Origin of the sequence: Agaribacter marinus, assembly GCF_030160655.1 — a bacterium.
Classification (GTDB): domain Bacteria; phylum Pseudomonadota; class Gammaproteobacteria; order Enterobacterales; family Alteromonadaceae; genus Glaciecola; species Glaciecola marina.
Genome location: NZ_BSOT01000006.1, coordinates 715,529 through 732,572, shown reverse-complemented (window position 1 = coordinate 732,572; position 17,044 = coordinate 715,529). Strand labels below are relative to the sequence as shown.

Below are 17,044 nucleotides of genomic sequence, written 5' to 3'. Positions count from 1 at the left end.
TATTTCATCGATTGTTGACAAACAAGCGTATTTATCGAGTTGTCATACAAAAATTATACGCAGCTAAAAGTGCTAATAAATGGCTTGATGAGTAAATTTCACGCAATCAAAAAGCACTTTTTGTAAGATAATTTTGTAGATGTTTTTGAGTAAAAACACCTAATAATTTGACTATCTAAAGGTGAATTTTTTGTAAATATCTATAATTCGCGTATAAGAAAAATGCTTGATAAGGTAGCATCATTCATACGTAATCCGAGAATATCCTTAAGAATATCTAACATAAATACACAGCGCTAAATACCGGCTAGAAAGTAGTAGGATATAGGTCTATCCATTACTACAATCTGCCAATTTTTTATGCTCATTAGAAATTGAAACTAACTACGGCCATTGTTTGTTGCTGACTTTGCTTTACCTCTTGATCGAAAAACACACGGTTTTCAACATCACTATTGTTCACATGATGTTCTATACCAACGGACACAACCTTAGAATATGAGTATCGCCAAGCAATGGTAAAAGCGTCGCCGTTGCTATTGTTTGGATCTTTTCGTTCATTGTCCGTTTCGTTTACTTCAAACCAGTCGTAACGCGCTGAAACTCTATGTTTTCTATTTTGTGCTGGACGCCAAGACAAGCCTATATATGCGGATGTAAAATTTGCAGATACAATACGAGCGCCCATATCAGTGGAACCATCAAGTAATTGCGAGAATACTCGCCACTCTCGGTTAATATTGTGCTGTATTGCAAGGCTGTGAAACTTTGTGCGCCACGCGTATAAACGTTGATGATTTAGCTCGTTCGGATTAGCTTGGTTATCATAATAATAAAAGCGAAAATCTGTTTTTCGTATATATCTAGCGTGTCCACCGACATAAAAACCGAAACGACTATCAATTTCTGTAAATGGCTCGATCCACGCGGGACCGTTAATCGCACCTTCGTCAACGACACCAGGCGTCGGTGCAATCAAAACTCTGTCGCTATGCAAGCTTTGCCTGTCATGCAAAGCAAAACCTCGCCACGTTAATATTGACCCCAAGGGATCATTTCCCTTGTAAGCCGCGCCAATTAGCTCCCATGTCCATGGACTTCTGCGAGTGCGTCCTGGCGAGTATAAGCTCAGCTCAGCCCCCATAGTTCTTAACTCTTCGCCGTACCAACTGTTAATCGCAGATTGCGTAAAAAGATAGGGGGATAACCATCCACTTGCGGTATTTTCGACAGAAAACTCTGGGTAGAAAAAACCAAAACGTCCTTTCATTTTTACTTTATTGGCGGACAGCGGTTTGTATTTTATTAACGCTTGGGTAAACCCAATATTTTGCTCGCCATCCATGTACCCATTCGCCACTGCTTCGAATGACAAGCCTTTCCATGACCTACTTTGGTATATTAAAAACGCTTGATTGAGTGCCAAACCATCATCTTCCGCGCGTAAAATACCAGTGCCACTTTGTTGCCATGTAACAAGATCAATCCGGTCTACAACTGCAGCTTCAATACGCCCACTCAAACCTATCTCATTCGCTAACGCTACTGAATTACAAGTTTGAATAAGTAGTATTAACGCGAAAAAAAAGCCGAACCGTATTTGCATGACAGTGCTTATTTCTTGTACATATGTTTATTGCGATTAATAGTCGTCAAATTCAAGATCATCTTCATCAGCAAGCTCATCAGGTAACATTTCTTCTTCTAGACGCAATGTAAAGGTCTGCTTATTACCGCTACTTTTTAAGGTATGTATTTTGTCAATATCACTGCTTTTTAATCTTGGGTGCCATACTTTGATGCTATATTCACCCACAGGTAGTGCAATATTCACAACGCCATTACTGTTGGTTTTTCCGTAGATTGGCGCATCGGTGACATAGACATAACCAAGCATCCAGTCATGAACGTTACACCCCATTTCTACGACGCCTGCGGTATCAAAGACCACATTTGATTTGCTATCACTATCATATAAGGCTAACTCAAACGTTTTGGCCTTCGAAAAACTGTAGACATGATGTTGTACGCTGTCCAAATTTGGAAAAGTAACCTCCGCATCTACCGGTATGACTTTTATGTGAGGTTCAAACTGCTTGTTAATTTGTTTTACGGTCGGGCGTTCTTCAGGAGGTATACTCGATAAGTTGTTACCGTGCACCGTGATCACCATGTTTTCAAGTACGTCACCATCATTATTTTTTACAATGATCTTTACATCAGTGCTATCACTTTTAGTATTTGCGTAAGCAAGGCAAGAAACACATATTAGTATGAATAACTTAATAACTACAAAATGGCGTACCTTCAGCATTTCTATTCTTTCCTATATCAACATCTGTGATCGTGTCTATACAAACTCTCATTTAGTTAACGGTTGTTACACTCAATTCTTGAACTCGCATACTTGGCAACGTGCTAAGAATGCCTTTCACGCGGTTGGGCTAAGTATCCCAAAACACACAAGTAAGGGTTTAGTTTTTACATTATTGTCCAATGGAGAGTTGCATCGATTTTCATTGTTTCAAGAAGCTAGCTTGTTCATTCGCTTGCACGGGGCAAATGGTGGGAATGATGGCTATGGTGAAAATGGAGACGCTGATGGAAATGAAGGGGGAGATAGAGGCGATGGCGGATAAAACCCAACTGCAACAGTAGCTTTTGAGAATATCTGAATATGCATCTAAACAAAAGGCATATGCTTTTATCACTAATGAATCCAAGTTTCGCTAACGTCAACATTACGAAAATAAATGTGTCATGTATAACGCTCAAAGACATTAGAACAACAGATATGCACACATTCTACTTTTATAACGGGTTCGAGTTTTATTATGTCTATTCTTAAAAACAACAAAATTTACTTAATTGCACTAATTAACACCGTATTTTTAGCCGCTACTACCAACGCATCCGCAACTCCAAGCGATATAGATTTAAAGGATTGGGAATTAGCTTGGAGTGACGAGTTTAACTATCCAAACAAACAATTAGACGACAATTGGATTTCTCAGAATGGCCCAACAGAAAACCCATGGGTGCTAAGTAGCCGTTGGCGCGAAAACGCTGTAGTGAAAGATGGCGTTTTGAATTTGCTTGCCAAAAAAGAATCTCGCGGTGGGCAGGAGTGGACGACTGGCAACATATGGTCTAAGCGTCAATTCCATTACGGATACTTTGAAGCAAGATATAAAATCGCAGGCGCTTATGGCACAAATAATTCATTTTGGTTTTGGCCTAAAAATGGCGTTCCAGATGGTGAAAAAGCCTGTGAGATAGATGTTAACGAGGGGCACTACCCAAATATCATCAATACTAATATCCACAACTGGACTGACAAATACACCCTACCCAACGGACGAGTGGCCCATTCCGACAATCAACTACACCACACGTTAGAGGGACAACCTGACCATACCATCAAACTAGATTCTCCAATCAAGACAAATAAAATCCGTTTGCGCTCTCAAAACCCTGCCTCAATTCATATTAGCGAATTTAGAGTTTTTGCACCGTCGGACAATGGTTATCCTGACGCGTTTGACGAAAAAGCAGTACAGGCTCACACCAACCATGCTCTGGATTCGGGGGTTACGCTAAGTACAAATGGCATTTTTAATCGTCTTCCGTCAGAAGAAAAATTTGCCATAGACAACAGACCAGACACCCGGTGGGTATCTGAAAAACACGGCAACAAATTTCTTGAACTAACTTGGTCAGCACCAGTAGACATCGGAGCTATTCAGTTCATCAATGGTTGGTTGCAAGAATATGGAGTTTCAGAGGGAAGCTATCGAAATCTGATAAGTGACTACTCACTTGAATACCACAATGGCGAAACATGGGTTGAAGTTGCTTCATATGATGCAGCAAGCGTTGCAGATTATTCAGAAAAGTTTCATACCTATGGACTCGAGTGGGATCAGGACTACTTTAAATTTTACTTAGACGGCAAATTATTCTATCAAATGCGGAACGATGTATGTTTCAGCGAAACCACTATGCTGTTTAGTCTAGCAATATTAAAAGCGGCAATTGCAGGGCAGGTGAACGATAGCATAGACGGTACAAGTATGGCCATTGATTGGGTGCGTTACTATACTCCTAAGTCACAGTAAATAATCAGGGTTTCACATGAATACGATAGATATTAGCGTCATACTGCTATTTACAGTGTTAGTAGTTGCTTGCGGAATAAGTTTTTCGAGTTCGAGTAAAAACATGAAGAGCTTCTTTTCTGCTGGAGGCGCATTGCCTTGGTGGATGAGCGGCTTATCATTGTTCATGAGCTTTTTTTCAGCCGGCACTTTCGTTGTTTGGGGGTCTATTGCCTATGAACACGGATGGGTTGCCGTCACTATACAGTGGACAATGTGTATAGCTGGTATCATTATCGGTTTTTTTATCGCTCCGAAGTGGCAAAAAACTAAAGTGTTGACAGCCGCGGAATTCATTAGAGATCGTCTAGGTCTTAAGGTCCAGAAAGTATACACTTATATTTTCTTGGCTATCACTAGCTTTTCAACTGGTGCTTTTTTGTACCCAGTGGCCAAAATTGTAGAAGTATCAACAGGCCTGCCTATCGAGCATACCATTATTATTTTAGGTATTTTGATTTTGCTATACACGGCAATTGGTGGCTTATGGGCAGTAGTCGTTACCGACATATTACAATTTGTCGTGCTCACCGCCGCCGTACTAATTGTCGTGCCACTCTCTCTGGATAAAATCGGCGGCCTAAGTAATTTTATAGAAAAAGCGCCCGAAGGTTTTTTTGCACTGACTAATAGCGAATATACATGGGGCTTTATTGTCGCATTTGGCTTGTACAACCTCTTCTTCATTGCAGGTAACTGGGCATATATTCAACGTTTCACCAGTGTTTCTAGCCCATCTGATGCAAAAAAAGTTGGGCTATTGTTTGGTGGACTTTACCTGATAAGTCCAATCATCTGGATGATTGCTCCAATGATATACAGAGCATTGAACCCTGAACTTGGCGGCTTTGAGAACGAAGGTGCGTACTTACTTATGAGTAAAGAGGTTTTACCCGTAGGAATGTTAGGGCTAATGCTCGGTGCGATGATTTTTGCTACCTCTAGCTCCATAAACACTTCACTCAATATCGCTGCTGGTGTACTTACAAATGATGTATTCAAACAGTTTAAGCCTAACGCTAGCCAAAAAACGCTTGTAACATTTGGACGAGTAGCTACGGCAATACTTGGGTGCATCACTATTGTTGTTGCGCTTTTAGTGCCTAAAATGGGGGGGGTAGTTGAAGTTGTGATGACTCTCGCGGCCTTAACTGGTGGCGCATTGTTTTTACCTCCAATTTGGTTGCTATTTTCTCGGTATCAAACCGGCACAACGATACTAGCGACAACATTCATCAGTTTAGCGGTTAATGGCTTTTTTAAATTTGTCGCTCCTAGTATGTTAGATATTGTCTTGTCTCGTGCTTCAGAAATGATACTTGGCGTTGGCTTACCTGTAGTATTGCTTGGTATTTTCGAAATTGTCTTGCGTTTCCGTAACGTTGAAGCGCCAGGCTTTCAGCGTTACCTCAATGCCGTTGAGCAACGCTCAAGAGAAGGCGAACATATTTCTGAAGACGAAAAAACAACGGATAACAACAAAGGTATTCGTGTAATTGGTTATGGTATTGCAGCAACAGGCACAATTATGCTTACGTTATCGTTTATAGCAGAACTTGGGCAAGGTGTTGTAGCCCTACTTGGGGGAGTAATTCTCTCAGTAGGCATTTTTCTATTGGTGAAGTTTCGCGGTACTCGTGACGCCGCTGTCAGTTTGTAAAGGATAATTATGACAATTAAATCTAACAATAGTTTTCCCTGGGACATTCCTGAAACCAAGCCAAATCGACAGCTAAGCGAGGCAATGGAAAGGCTTTATGATAACTATTTAACACCAAGGCCAGAAGATAATCCTCTATTCACTAGTTTTAAATATACTAAAATTGAGGGCTTCGACTACAACAATCATGACGGCACAGTCTCACGTCGGGATCCGTCTAAAATCATCAATGTAGATGGCGTGTATTACATGTGGTACACAAAGCGCGATACCATCACTCCGCCTCGCGGTGCAGAACAATGCACAGATAAAATACCATCAACAGACTGGGATCTTGCAGAGATTTGGTATGCAACCAGTGATGACGGTTTTAGCTGGCAAGAGCAAAGTGTAGCCATTACGCGGCCACCAAAACCTGGGTTAGGCTGGCGTTCAGTGTCTACACCAGATATTCTGGTATGGAAGGGTAAATACTATCTTTACTATCAAGCCTTCATGGAAGCTAGTGGTTTAAAAGGCGATCATTGCCCTGTAACCTTGTCTTCAGCCGACAGCCCTGATGGACCATGGACACCGTGCAACGAAGTAGTCGTGCAAAATGGCGAGCGTGGAAGTTGGGATCAATACTCTATACATGACCCCTATCCAATCGTGTATAAAGGTAAGATTTACCTTTACTACAAAGCTGCATTCGGAGATAGGCCCGACTATTTGGTTGGCAACGGCTTAGCTATTGCTAGTAATCCAATGGGACCTTTTGTAAAACACCCACTAAATCCCATTTTAAATTCAGGTCATGAAACCACGTATTTTCCGTTCAAAGACGGCATCGCTGCGTTCGCCATCAGAAATGGCAATGAGAGCAATACAATTCAATATTCGGATGATGGCGTAAACTTTTCTATTGCCTCAGTAAGCTCAATGATGCCCGTGGCTTCTGGTCCTTATCTACCGGATGCCTTTACTGACAGCGGTTTTTCTGAAGGTCTTGAATGGGGATTGTGTCACTTTTCAGACAAGAAAGACCCAAGCACAAAGCATAGCTTTTTGGGTCGATTCGACTGTAACTTGATGCTTAATGGCGGAAATAAGGATATGAAGGAAACTGATGTAATTCATGATCCTGAGGTCTTCTTTGCTCAAAGCTTAACATCTGAACAATATGAACAACGCCAACAACTCGCTAGAACTCAAGCGAAGCAAAAGGGCAATAATGATGATTGATAAAGTGGCGGACAGCTTCCCGTGGGATATTCCACAAAAAAAGCCTGCTCGCGAGCTGAGTCAAGCGATGACAAGACTATACGACAATTATCTAACACCGCGCCCTGAAGACAATCCCTTGTTCACTAGCTTTAAGTACACGCGCTTGAAAGGCTTTGACTACAGTAACAATGACGGTACAGTCTCGCGTCGCGATCCGTCTAAAATAATTTCGGTCAATGGCTTGTATTATATGTGGTATACCAAACGAGATACACCGGTACCACCTCAAGGGCCAGAAGGGTGCAATAATACAGCGCCATCAACCGATTGGGACTTAGCCGACATATGGTATGCAACCAGCGAAGACGGTTTTACATGGGATGAACAAGGTATTGCGGTTGGACGCCCAGAAAAGCCGAACTGGGGATGGCGCTCAGTGTGTACACCCGATATATTAGTCTGGGAAGGTAAGTACTATCTATACTATCAAGCGTTTGTCGAACCAAGCATGGTAAAAGGGGATAACTGCCCTGTTACCGTGTCAGTAGCGGATTCGCCAGATGGACCATGGACACCACACAATCAACTAGTGGTGCCAAATGGTGAACCCGGCAGTTGGGACCAGTATTCTGTACATGGCCCATACTTATTGTTGTATCAAGACAAAATTCACTTTTATTATAAAGCTGCTTTTGGTGACCGCCCAGATTACTTAGTTGGCTTAGGTTTAGCCACAGCGGAGCACCCTTTGGGGCCTTTCGAAAAGCACCCGTTAAACCCAATTATGAACTCAGGTCACGAAACTACCTTTTTTCCTTTTAAAGAAGGTATTGCCGCTTTCGCAATAAGAAATGGCAACGAAAGTAACAGTATTCAGTTCTCACCAGATGGCGTTAATTTTTCACTTGCTGCGACTACATCAATGATGCCCGTAGGTGCGAAACCATATAATCCAGAGGCATTTACGAATACCAAGTACGGTCACGGTATACAATGGGGAATTTGTCATTTTTCAGATAAAAAAGATCCGACAACCAAGCATAGTTATTTGGGTCGATTCGACTGTAATTTGATGTTGAACGACACCAGTAAAGATATGAAGGAGACTGACGTAGTGCATGCTCCCAGTGCATTTTTTGCACAAAGGTTGTCACCCAAACAAGCTAAAGCACGACGAACTAAAGCACTAGAATAAAATATAGAGTTAAGCATCGTCATTGACAATACTTCACTGAAATGAAATTTAATGCAAATCAGTGACTAAAATAACGAACAAATATAGTAAATATAATGATTAAAGAAACGTTTAGTAAAAATACACGAATCAATAAAAAAGTTTGTTTAACAACAGACTTTGTTATCGCTGGCGGCGGATTAGCTGGTGTATGCGCGGCAATTACGGCTGCTCGAGCCGGGACCAAAGTTATATTGGTTCAAGACCGTCCAGTACTGGGAGGTAACGCGTCAAGTGAAGTGAGAATTTGGGCCTTAGGCGCAACATCTCATATGGGCAACAACAACCGTTGGTCGCGCGAAGGTGGCGTGATTGATGAAATAATGTTGGAAAACCTAAAAACCAACAAAGATGGCAACCCCCTTTACTTTGATGCCATTCTGTTAGACAAAGTCTCTGCAGAACAAAATATTACTCTGCTTCTTAACACTGCTGCCTATCAGGTCAATAAATCATTAGACACAAAAATAGATAGTATTGATGCTTTTTGTAGTCAAAACTCCACACATTACACCATTTCAGCGCCCTTGTTTTGCGACGCAACCGGTGATGGCCTAGTCGGCTTTAATGCAGGCGCTAGCTTCCGTATTGGCGCAGAGTCCAGGGAAGAGTTCGGTGAATTATTGGCAAGTGAAGACGAAAGTAACCAAATACTAGGACATACCTTATTTTTTTACAGCAAAAAAGTTGACCACGCTGTTACTTACAAAGCCCCCAGCTTTGCCTACTCACATGAAGAAATTGGTGCCAATCCTCGCTCGAAAAACATTCATGGCCACGATTCTGGCGTAAAATTTTGGTGGGTTGAATACGGCGGTATTCGCGACACTATCTATGAAACAGAAGAAATCAAATGGGAACTTTGGAAAATTGTATACGGTATTTGGGACTACATAAAAAATAGCGGCCAATTTGAAGATGTTGACAACTTAACCTTGGAATGGGTTGGCACAGTGCCTGGTAAGCGCGAAAGCCGCCGATTCAATGGTGAGTATATGCTTAAGCAGCAAGATGTTGTTGAACAAACTAACTTTTACGATGCTATATCTTTTGGTGGGTGGGCAATCGATATTCATCCGTCTGAAGGTATTTACAGTGAAAAACCTGCTTGCTCTCAGTTTCACTCTAAGGGAGTATATCAAATTCCTTATCGTTGCTTTGTCAGTAAAGACATCGACAACCTCTATTTTGCTGGGCGTAATATCAGCGCAACACACATGGCATATGGGTCAACACGAGTAATGATTACCTGCGCCCATGGTGGTCAAGCAGTAGGTGAAGCCGCCGCTATGTGCAAAGATTTATCAGTGAGTCCAAAGGACTTACTGGAGAAAGAACTCATTCACCAATTACAACAGCGATTAAACCGATTCGGCCATGGAATTCCGGGGGTTGCACTTGATAAAAGCGCTAACAAAGTATCTTTTGCCAATATATTTGCCAGTAGTGAACTTGTCTTGAAAAACTATGAGAGCTGTGGAGATTATGTATCCCTTGCGCAGTCTGCAGCTCAATTGATACCGTTGAAAAAAGGTAACGCGCCTATTGTTTCAATAAACATAATCGCTGAACGAGATACAGAGATCGTGTGTCAATTGCGTACAAGTGAAAAGCCCGAAAACTACACGCCAGATATAATAAACAAAACGATCAGTCTCCCCGTGCATGCTGGTAAACAAACGATTGAATTTGACTTTACTGATGTGGATGTCATCGACCAATATGGTTTTGTTTGCTTTCTAGCGAATCAGTACATTCAGTTAGAAATATCGACACAACTAGTCAGCGGTACTATGAGTGTCTTTAACAAAGTACATAAGGCAGTATCTAACTCAGGTAGACAGGAAGCTCCCGCCAATAGTGGTATTGAAGAATTTGAGTTTTGGACACCAGAACGTCGTCCAAAGGGGCAGAATTTAGCGGTATCTTTCGATCCACCACTGCCTGCATTTAGCAAAGATAATGTTGTAAACGGTCACTTACGTCCATGGTTAAATAGTAATGCGTGGGTTTCGGATTATGCTGATACTCAACCAACGCTAAAGATCACTTGGCAAGAAAAAGTAGAGCTTTCAGAAATTACCTTATTTTTTGATACCGACTATGACCACGCCTTAGAAACTGTGTTAATGCAGCACCCAGAATCAGAAATGCCGTATTGCGTTAAAAGCTACCGAATTAGAACTGCTGAAGGTAAGTTACTGGCTGATGTTAATAATAACTATCAAACGGTAAACACGCTGACGCTCGATTCATCGATTACCAGCCAAGAGTTGATAATTGAGTTAGATCACCCATCTAGTGATGTGCCAGCCGCCCTATTTGAAATACAAGTCAGGTGATGAAAAAATGGTAAATAATATGCTTAACAAGGACAATCCCTTCACAAAACCTTGGCAAGCTCGGTTGCAGAAAGCCCTAAAAACCGCAGTATTTGCAGCTGTGCTTGTGACGCTTGGCGCTTGTAAAAACGTGCCAAACACACTACCTCATGAAGATGACCTTAGCATGAGGCCAGACATAGAACACTTTATCATTGGCGGATATGGAACAAGCGCAGAAAGCGGTATCCAACTGGTTAGCTATGATACAAATGCGCAACTGTTGGCCAAAAAACAGTTAGTCGCCGCAGCATATAATGCTTCGTATTTAGCTTGGCTACCACAGCAAAGGCGCTTATATAGCATTGCTACCGATGAAAAAAAATCACCACTGTTACTCCAATATAGTTGGAATAAAAATACACAAAAATTTGATTTACGAGAATCGTTAAATATTGATGGACGAGGAATATGCCATATAAATACTAACCGTGATCAGTCGAAAGTCGCGGTAGCTAACTACACAAGCGGTGACATCGGCCTGTTCGATATCACCGATACGAATACCTCGGCACTTGGTAAATTTAACAATGTAGGTAAAAGTATCACTGCACGTCAGCAAAGTTCCCACCTGCATTACGTGGGGTGGAGTAATGACAATCGTTACCTTTACACGAGTGATTTAGGTACTGACGAAATATTAGTTTTTGATGGACAAGAAAACGCGTTGTCACGTCCCCTTCACCGCATCAAGCTAGATTCGGGCGACGGTCCTCGCCATCTTGCATTCCATCCAAATCAAAATATTGTATTTAGCCTGAACGAACTTAGCAATAGTATTACAGTGTACAAGCAAAGCTCACAAACAGGAAAACTAGACCAGTTGCATAAAACACTACTACACCCTCAAAAGCAAGGAGAGACAAACAACATTGCCTCCGCTATTCGCATAGATAAGTCAGGAAAACATCTATATGCCGCCGTTAGAGGCGAAGATATGCTATATGCTTACGAGATCAAAGAAAAAGGCAAATTATCATTGATCAATAAAGTCAGTAGCGGTGGTAAACATCCTAGAGATTTCAATTTTTCATCCTCACAAGACTATATACTTGTAGCCAACCAGCATAGCGATACACTTAATCTTATAAAACGAGAGCTCAGTTCAGGAAAACTGATACCAACAGGCATATCGTTGTCAATAACTAAGCCATCATATGTGTCTGCGCTTGGCGATAAATTTGTAAGTACACGAACAAATCCGTAATGAGCTCAGCAACAGATATTAGTGATATAAGCCTCATCGAAAAAACCAAAACAGGCAACAACAACGCTTTTTCTATATTAGTTAAACGACATGAATCAGCGGTTAGAGCATATTTGAGAGTGCGTATGAATAATATTCATGAAGCTGAAGATTTAGCCCAAGAAACGTTTATTGTTGCCTATGACAAATTGAGTCACTTTCAAATGAACGCATCATTTAGTGCATGGCTTCGCGGCATAGCGACCAACCTATTGCGTAATCATCAACGCAAACATGCACCTGTTGCAGTGGGTGGCAACAATGAGTTAGAAACATTAATTAACCAGCAAATAGAGCAACGTTTTCACGCAGAACAAGAATCTGCATTGACGGCACATCTCAAGTATTGTTTAAATAAACTAGACGAGAAAATGCGTACACTGCTGACTGAGCACTTTACCTTGGGGTATTCGTTGTCAGAGCTTTGTAAAAAGTATGGGGATCGTCATTCCACAATGACAATGCGGATGTATCGACTAAGACAAAAACTCAAGACCTGCATAGAAAATAGGACGAATACGTAAAGTATGGCTACTTCTATATTGAGCAAATCACAGGAAAGTTTACTTGCCGCATATTTAGCGGGTGACGACGTATCCTCCGAATTACTAGACGCATGTAAAGAAAGTCCTGCACTACTCGAAGAGCTAAGTGCCTTGGTTGCCAACGGCAGAATAATGACAGGTGAGCTAGAGCCACTTAATGATGCGACGTTGTTTAGCGAAGAAGTAATCACGCGAATCCAAACTAGAGAGCAATCAGCCCTCACGAGTCACGTATTACGAAAGATTGGCAGTCGTAAGGCCAAACAACAACCTTGGTTCAGAAGCCAAGTTGCAATGGTGGCAAGTATTGCCGCTTTTGCATGTTTTTTGTTTATAGCAAATTTTTTGGATAAACAAAGACATATCGCAATCATAACTCAAATTGCCGCAACATCAGTCGTAGATAACCATCTTAAAATAGGTGATAAACTGGGAAGCGGTAGTATTGAACTCTCCGAAGGCTACAGTGAGCTGACCTTAAGCAATGGCGTTATCCTTGTGCTCGAAGCTCCAGTAAAACTCACATTGCAAAGCGAGAATAAAGTGTTCGTAGATAGTGGAAAGCTAGTTGCCAAAGTACCGCCGAACGCCATCGGCTTCCGCATAGATACACCGAGCGCTGAGATCATTGACTTAGGCACTGAGTTTGGCGTCGACGTGTTAGCTAATGGAGACTCACAAGTACATGTCTTAGAAGGCGAAGTAAAAGCACGAGCGAGTAAACTACAGTCGTATCAGCATTTGAAAAAAGACCAAGCATTAGCGTTCAATCATGCGGATGATATAGAACATATTCATAGTAACCCAAAGGAGTTTAGGCGTGTATTACCAGGAAACTCTGCGGAACGACCCAATTATTTACATTGGTCATTTGATGAAAAAGAAAACAATAAGTTCTTAGCTCTCAGCAACGGCTTTGATAATTCTGAATTTTACGCAATAGATCAATCGCAAAAACAAACACCCATTGAACTACTCGACGGCGTTTACGGAAGAGCAATAAACTTTAATGGCAACGGTCATTGGCTAGAAACCAACTTTCCTGGTATCGGAAATAACGATCCGCGGACCGTTAGTTTTTGGGTTAAAGTACCGAGTGATTTTTCAACAGATAACGCCTACGGCATTATTAATTGGGGCCTACAAGAGAACTATGCCTCTTGGCAAATATCCCCCAATCCAGAAAAAAATAACGGTGAGCTGGGGCGGATACGCATCGGTACATATAACGCCCAAGTGGTAGGACACACTGATTTGCGAGACAATCAATGGCATCATATAGCAGTGGTACTTTACGGGGGTGAAACTTCCGATGTTTCTACGCATATACTACTTTATGTGGACGGAAAGTTAGAAAAAACGCAAAACAAATCAATTGCCAAAGTTAACACGCAATTAGATCATCCAAAGTCCAAACCACTCAGTTTGGGCAGAAACATTGGCTATCACCCAAATGCAGCCCATGAAACACAAAACTACTTTAAAGGTAGTGTCGATGAACTATTTGTGTTTGAAGCGGCCTTGAGCCAAGAGCAAATACGCAGACTAATGAAGAATAACACCCTAGTTGAATAAGCTGTTCGTCCGTACGAACGAGAAAGTCGTTCAACTAGATTGTAATATTGCGTGAAAAAATGTGACAAATCCCCGCCTTTGCGGGGATTACAGAAGTTACTTATCCAGAGAGATCGAATTACTTATTACTAATCAATCGCACGTCACTATACTCTGCGACCTGTGAGTTAACATCGATACTTGCAATCTCAATATTTTGAGCATTCAATAACGAAACATTGTTAACCGTTATAAAGGTAGAATAAGCCAATTTAGTATCAAGCGTCTTTGGCTTACCTTCTTCCATCCATCTTAAACGATAACCTATAGCACCTTGTACTGGGTTAAGCATCAATACGACCCCCTCGTTCGTTGATATAGCAACGGCATCATTTGGAGCTTCAATTCCATTTTCACCCAGTAAAGCCACTTCATACTCTGCAGTCCATTCGCTATCAATACTGCCAGTAATCAGTCTCTTCATCCTGAAGAAGTGCTTCTTTCCAGGTTTGATGGCAGGGATACGCGTAGCGCCATGGGTGTCTATGAGAAATTGGCGACTGTATTCTCCTGGCGCAAGGCCATATTGAATCTCATATTTAAAATCGTTTCTTGTGACAGAGAATCCGATATGGAAAGCATCCTGCTTTGCAAACACTGACCAAATGATTGGCGGCAGCTCATCTGGCTTCGTTATCATATTTTCTGAGGCGATAGTTGGCGTGCTGCGACCATACTGATTAGACGCAACAAGTTGTAATTGATAATTTTTGTCGGGTTCTATGTTTTCAATTTCTGCAAATTCATTGATAGTTGGCTTACCCTCTAGTATCTCTCCAGCATCATTTACAGCGATAAGGGTATACTCTTCAGCTAAATCACTATGTTCAAAGCTCACTCGAAACGTATCAAGTGAGGAATATACCGCCGTTACTTTTGGGGCATCCGGAGCACTCTTGAATAAATCCTGTTGTTTTACGATGTAACCAAAGGGATCTAGCAAATAAGTACTTAACTTATCAAATGGTTCATCGATTTTTACATTCGTCGACAGTACTTGGTCGCCAGGCTTAATTTCAGGTAACCGCTTAGAATCAGCGCTGATGATAGCGCCACCTTTGCCTTTAGCCACCCATAAGATACGATAATCATGTAAGGTAAATGCAGGAAAGGTATTGATTGACTTAGGTGTAATTTCTAACGAAACAGTTTGGGAATCACCATCAATTATTTTAAGTTCCTCAACCGGCGCATTAAAGTTTCGAATTTTATCAAATGACCGCTTGGGTTGACGATATGATGTTAGTACACCCCACGCTCTATTCTCTGACAAATCGGTTGTCCATGAATCTTTCTCATCATTCCAATCACTACGATAGTCACTAAACGCAAAATGCGATGTACCAATAAGATAAGGATACTTTTTAAGTCCATTCCACAAGGCTTGCGGGTCTAATGTTGACTCATTAGGATCCACACCGTCCAAGTTCGTGCCAATTTCAGAAAAGAAAATACCCTTATCAGGATGAAAATCATGAACGACTTTTAACCGTTCTTCGTGGTCATTATATTTGTTAAACATAACGATGTCAGAAAACTGAGTAGGATCGTCTCTTTGATAGTCTGCCGAATAAGAAATATAGACCGCGAGACGTTCAGGATCTAAGCGTTTGGAGTGCTCAATGGCTCCTTCTACATATTCAAGCGCTTTTGGATTTTTCTGCAAATCACCAATTTCATTCCCTACACTCCAGCCAATAATAGATGGGTGGTTATAGTGATCATTGACTAGGCGCTTTAACCATTCTTTCGGCAATGGATGATCTGGGTCCACCAACGCATCTTTACCCCATAGCCCAACTTCCTCTATTAACAGGAAGCCAACTTCATCGAGATAATCTAAATATGGTTTTGGCAACGCTGGACCTGACAATCGCGCAAAGTTACCATTCAGCGTTTTTAGTAGATCTACGTCCTCCTTAATACGAGTAAGTGGCAGCGCATTTCCATCAAAGCGATCTTCAGGCACCATATTAAAGCCATTTAGACGAATTCTCTCACCATTAAGGTAAAGACCATTGTCTTTTAAGGCTATCTTGCGGATGCCGAATCTATCATTCAGCGTATGCTTAACATCGCCATCTATCATTAAGGTTGCCCGCACATGATACAAATTCGGATGATTAAAATGCCAGAGGTCTACATCTTCCTTATTTAGTGTAAATGTGTCGATAAAGTTTGATGCATTGCTATTGTCTTTGTCCTTCGTTGACGCTGTCACAATATTACTATAGATAACGCGTTCATCACGTAAAATATCGAGTTTTACTTTTGCATTATCAAGACCTGCATCTGAATGGTTGATCTGAGTTTTGACCAATATCTCTGCATTACCTAAAGCAAGATCTGGTACTGCAGTCACATGAGCATGTTCAATATTGGTTTGCGGCACAATCTTTAAGTAAACAGGAAAGCGTATTCCTCCCCAGTTCCATACTGCACCGCGTTTGACGCGGTTATTTACTTTGACAACTAAAGTGTTCGAGGAGGAAGCGTTTAAATACTCAGTAACATCAAACTTAAAGGCCATGAAGCCAAGGTTATTGGCACCTAAATACTGACCGTTTAACCATACTTCAGAATCATGGTAAACCGAATCAAATACGAGTTCTATTAACTGCTCTTCGGAGTAACTCTCAGTGTCAAACTGGTATCGATACCAAGCCGTGCCTGTATAATCGTGATACCTGTCGTAAACGTCCCATACACCCGGTACGTCTATCTGATCCCAATGTTCCGCGTCTAGCGCTACTTCCCACCATTTCTGCTCAACGCCCAGATTATACGGGTCTATCTTAAATGACCATTTCCCAGCCAATGATTGAGTTTGAGTTTCAGAAGAGACCGGCGTTACCGTAATATCCCTTTGTGAAACACAAGCGGTTAAGAGCAGTGCACTAAAAGCCAACAATATTGCATATCTAGATATAAATAACTTATTAAATTTTATGAACATAAACGTCACCATATTTTATTATCAAGTTATGTTGTTACATCAATC

Annotated in this window: 12 protein-coding genes; 9 read left to right on the top strand and 3 right to left on the bottom strand. The window is 41.4% G+C overall.

The window, feature by feature from the left end; genetic code table 11:
• Positions 1-367: 367 nt before the first annotated feature.
• Both QQK00_RS13935 and QQK00_RS13930 read right to left on the bottom strand, forming a co-directional pair.
• Complete coding sequence (locus QQK00_RS13935; RefSeq protein WP_284218190.1) at positions 368-1,606, bottom strand: hypothetical protein; 1,239 nt, start codon at positions 1,604-1,606, stop codon at positions 368-370.
• 36 nt (positions 1,607-1,642) lie between these two features.
• Complete coding sequence (locus QQK00_RS13930) at positions 1,643-2,314, bottom strand: cupredoxin domain-containing protein (RefSeq protein WP_284218189.1); 672 nt, start codon at positions 2,312-2,314, stop codon at positions 1,643-1,645.
• 79 nt (positions 2,315-2,393) lie between these two features.
• On the opposite strand from QQK00_RS13930, the gene QQK00_RS13925 reads away from it, so the two are divergent.
• The 9 genes from QQK00_RS13925 (at position 2,394) to QQK00_RS13885 (ending at position 14,004) form a co-directional block, all read left to right on the top strand.
• A complete protein-coding gene (locus QQK00_RS13925) occupies positions 2,394-2,639 on the top strand; it encodes a hypothetical protein (protein ID WP_284218188.1) in 246 nt (81 codons plus the stop codon).
• A gap of 195 nt (positions 2,640-2,834) precedes the next feature.
• Positions 2,835-4,118: a family 16 glycosylhydrolase gene (locus tag QQK00_RS13920; protein ID WP_284218187.1), complete on the top strand. Its 1,284-nt coding sequence runs from the start codon at positions 2,835-2,837 to the stop codon at positions 4,116-4,118.
• 16 nt (positions 4,119-4,134) lie between these two features.
• On the top strand, positions 4,135-5,817 hold the full coding sequence (locus tag QQK00_RS13915) for a sodium:solute symporter family protein (protein WP_284218186.1): 1,683 nt from the start codon (positions 4,135-4,137) through the stop codon (positions 5,815-5,817).
• Between the two features lie 9 nt (positions 5,818-5,826).
• Complete coding sequence (locus tag QQK00_RS13910; protein ID WP_284218185.1) at positions 5,827-7,041, top strand: glycoside hydrolase family 117 protein; 1,215 nt, start codon at positions 5,827-5,829, stop codon at positions 7,039-7,041.
• Positions 7,031-8,218, top strand: coding sequence for a glycoside hydrolase family 117 protein (locus QQK00_RS13905; RefSeq protein ID WP_284218184.1), 1,188 nt, complete (start codon positions 7,031-7,033; stop codon positions 8,216-8,218). The genes QQK00_RS13910 and QQK00_RS13905 overlap by 11 nt, the downstream gene beginning before the upstream one ends.
• Before the next feature lie 95 nt (positions 8,219-8,313).
• A complete protein-coding gene (locus QQK00_RS13900) occupies positions 8,314-10,599 on the top strand; it encodes an FAD-dependent oxidoreductase (protein ID WP_284218183.1) in 2,286 nt (761 codons plus the stop codon).
• 7 nt (positions 10,600-10,606) lie between these two features.
• Positions 10,607-11,845 carry a lactonase family protein gene (locus QQK00_RS13895; RefSeq protein WP_284218182.1) on the top strand — a complete coding sequence of 413 codons (1,239 nt, stop codon included), beginning with the start codon at positions 10,607-10,609 and terminating at the stop codon, positions 11,843-11,845.
• Positions 11,845-12,408: an RNA polymerase sigma factor gene (locus QQK00_RS13890; protein ID WP_284218181.1), complete on the top strand. Its 564-nt coding sequence runs from the start codon at positions 11,845-11,847 to the stop codon at positions 12,406-12,408. The genes QQK00_RS13895 and QQK00_RS13890 overlap by 1 nt, the downstream gene beginning before the upstream one ends.
• 3 nt (positions 12,409-12,411) lie before the next feature.
• Positions 12,412-14,004, top strand: a complete 1,593-nt coding sequence (locus tag QQK00_RS13885) for a LamG-like jellyroll fold domain-containing protein (RefSeq protein ID WP_284218180.1) — start codon at positions 12,412-12,414, stop codon at positions 14,002-14,004.
• Positions 14,005-14,122: 118 nt separating this feature from the next.
• Here QQK00_RS13885 and QQK00_RS13880 read toward each other — a convergent pair whose 3' ends face one another.
• Positions 14,123-16,999: a glycoside hydrolase family 2 protein gene (locus tag QQK00_RS13880; RefSeq protein ID WP_284218179.1), complete on the bottom strand. Its 2,877-nt coding sequence runs from the start codon at positions 16,997-16,999 to the stop codon at positions 14,123-14,125.
• Positions 17,000-17,044: the final 45 nt, after the last annotated feature.

Coding starts and splice junctions, on each gene's coding strand:
- QQK00_RS13935 (WP_284218190.1), bottom strand. CDS start 1,606: ATGCAAATACGGTTCGGCTTTTTTTTCGCGTTAATACTACTTATTCAA.
- QQK00_RS13930 (WP_284218189.1), bottom strand. CDS start 2,314: ATGCTGAAGGTACGCCATTTTGTAGTTATTAAGTTATTCATACTAATA.
- QQK00_RS13920 (WP_284218187.1), top strand. CDS start 2,835: ATGTCTATTCTTAAAAACAACAAAATTTACTTAATTGCACTAATTAAC.
- QQK00_RS13915 (WP_284218186.1), top strand. CDS start 4,135: ATGAATACGATAGATATTAGCGTCATACTGCTATTTACAGTGTTAGTA.
- QQK00_RS13910 (WP_284218185.1), top strand. CDS start 5,827: ATGACAATTAAATCTAACAATAGTTTTCCCTGGGACATTCCTGAAACC.
- QQK00_RS13905 (WP_284218184.1), top strand. CDS start 7,031: ATGATGATTGATAAAGTGGCGGACAGCTTCCCGTGGGATATTCCACAA.
- QQK00_RS13900 (WP_284218183.1), top strand. CDS start 8,314: ATGATTAAAGAAACGTTTAGTAAAAATACACGAATCAATAAAAAAGTT.
- QQK00_RS13895 (WP_284218182.1), top strand. CDS start 10,607: ATGGTAAATAATATGCTTAACAAGGACAATCCCTTCACAAAACCTTGG.
- QQK00_RS13890 (WP_284218181.1), top strand. CDS start 11,845: ATGAGCTCAGCAACAGATATTAGTGATATAAGCCTCATCGAAAAAACC.
- QQK00_RS13885 (WP_284218180.1), top strand. CDS start 12,412: ATGGCTACTTCTATATTGAGCAAATCACAGGAAAGTTTACTTGCCGCA.
- QQK00_RS13880 (WP_284218179.1), bottom strand. CDS start 16,999: ATGTTCATAAAATTTAATAAGTTATTTATATCTAGATATGCAATATTG.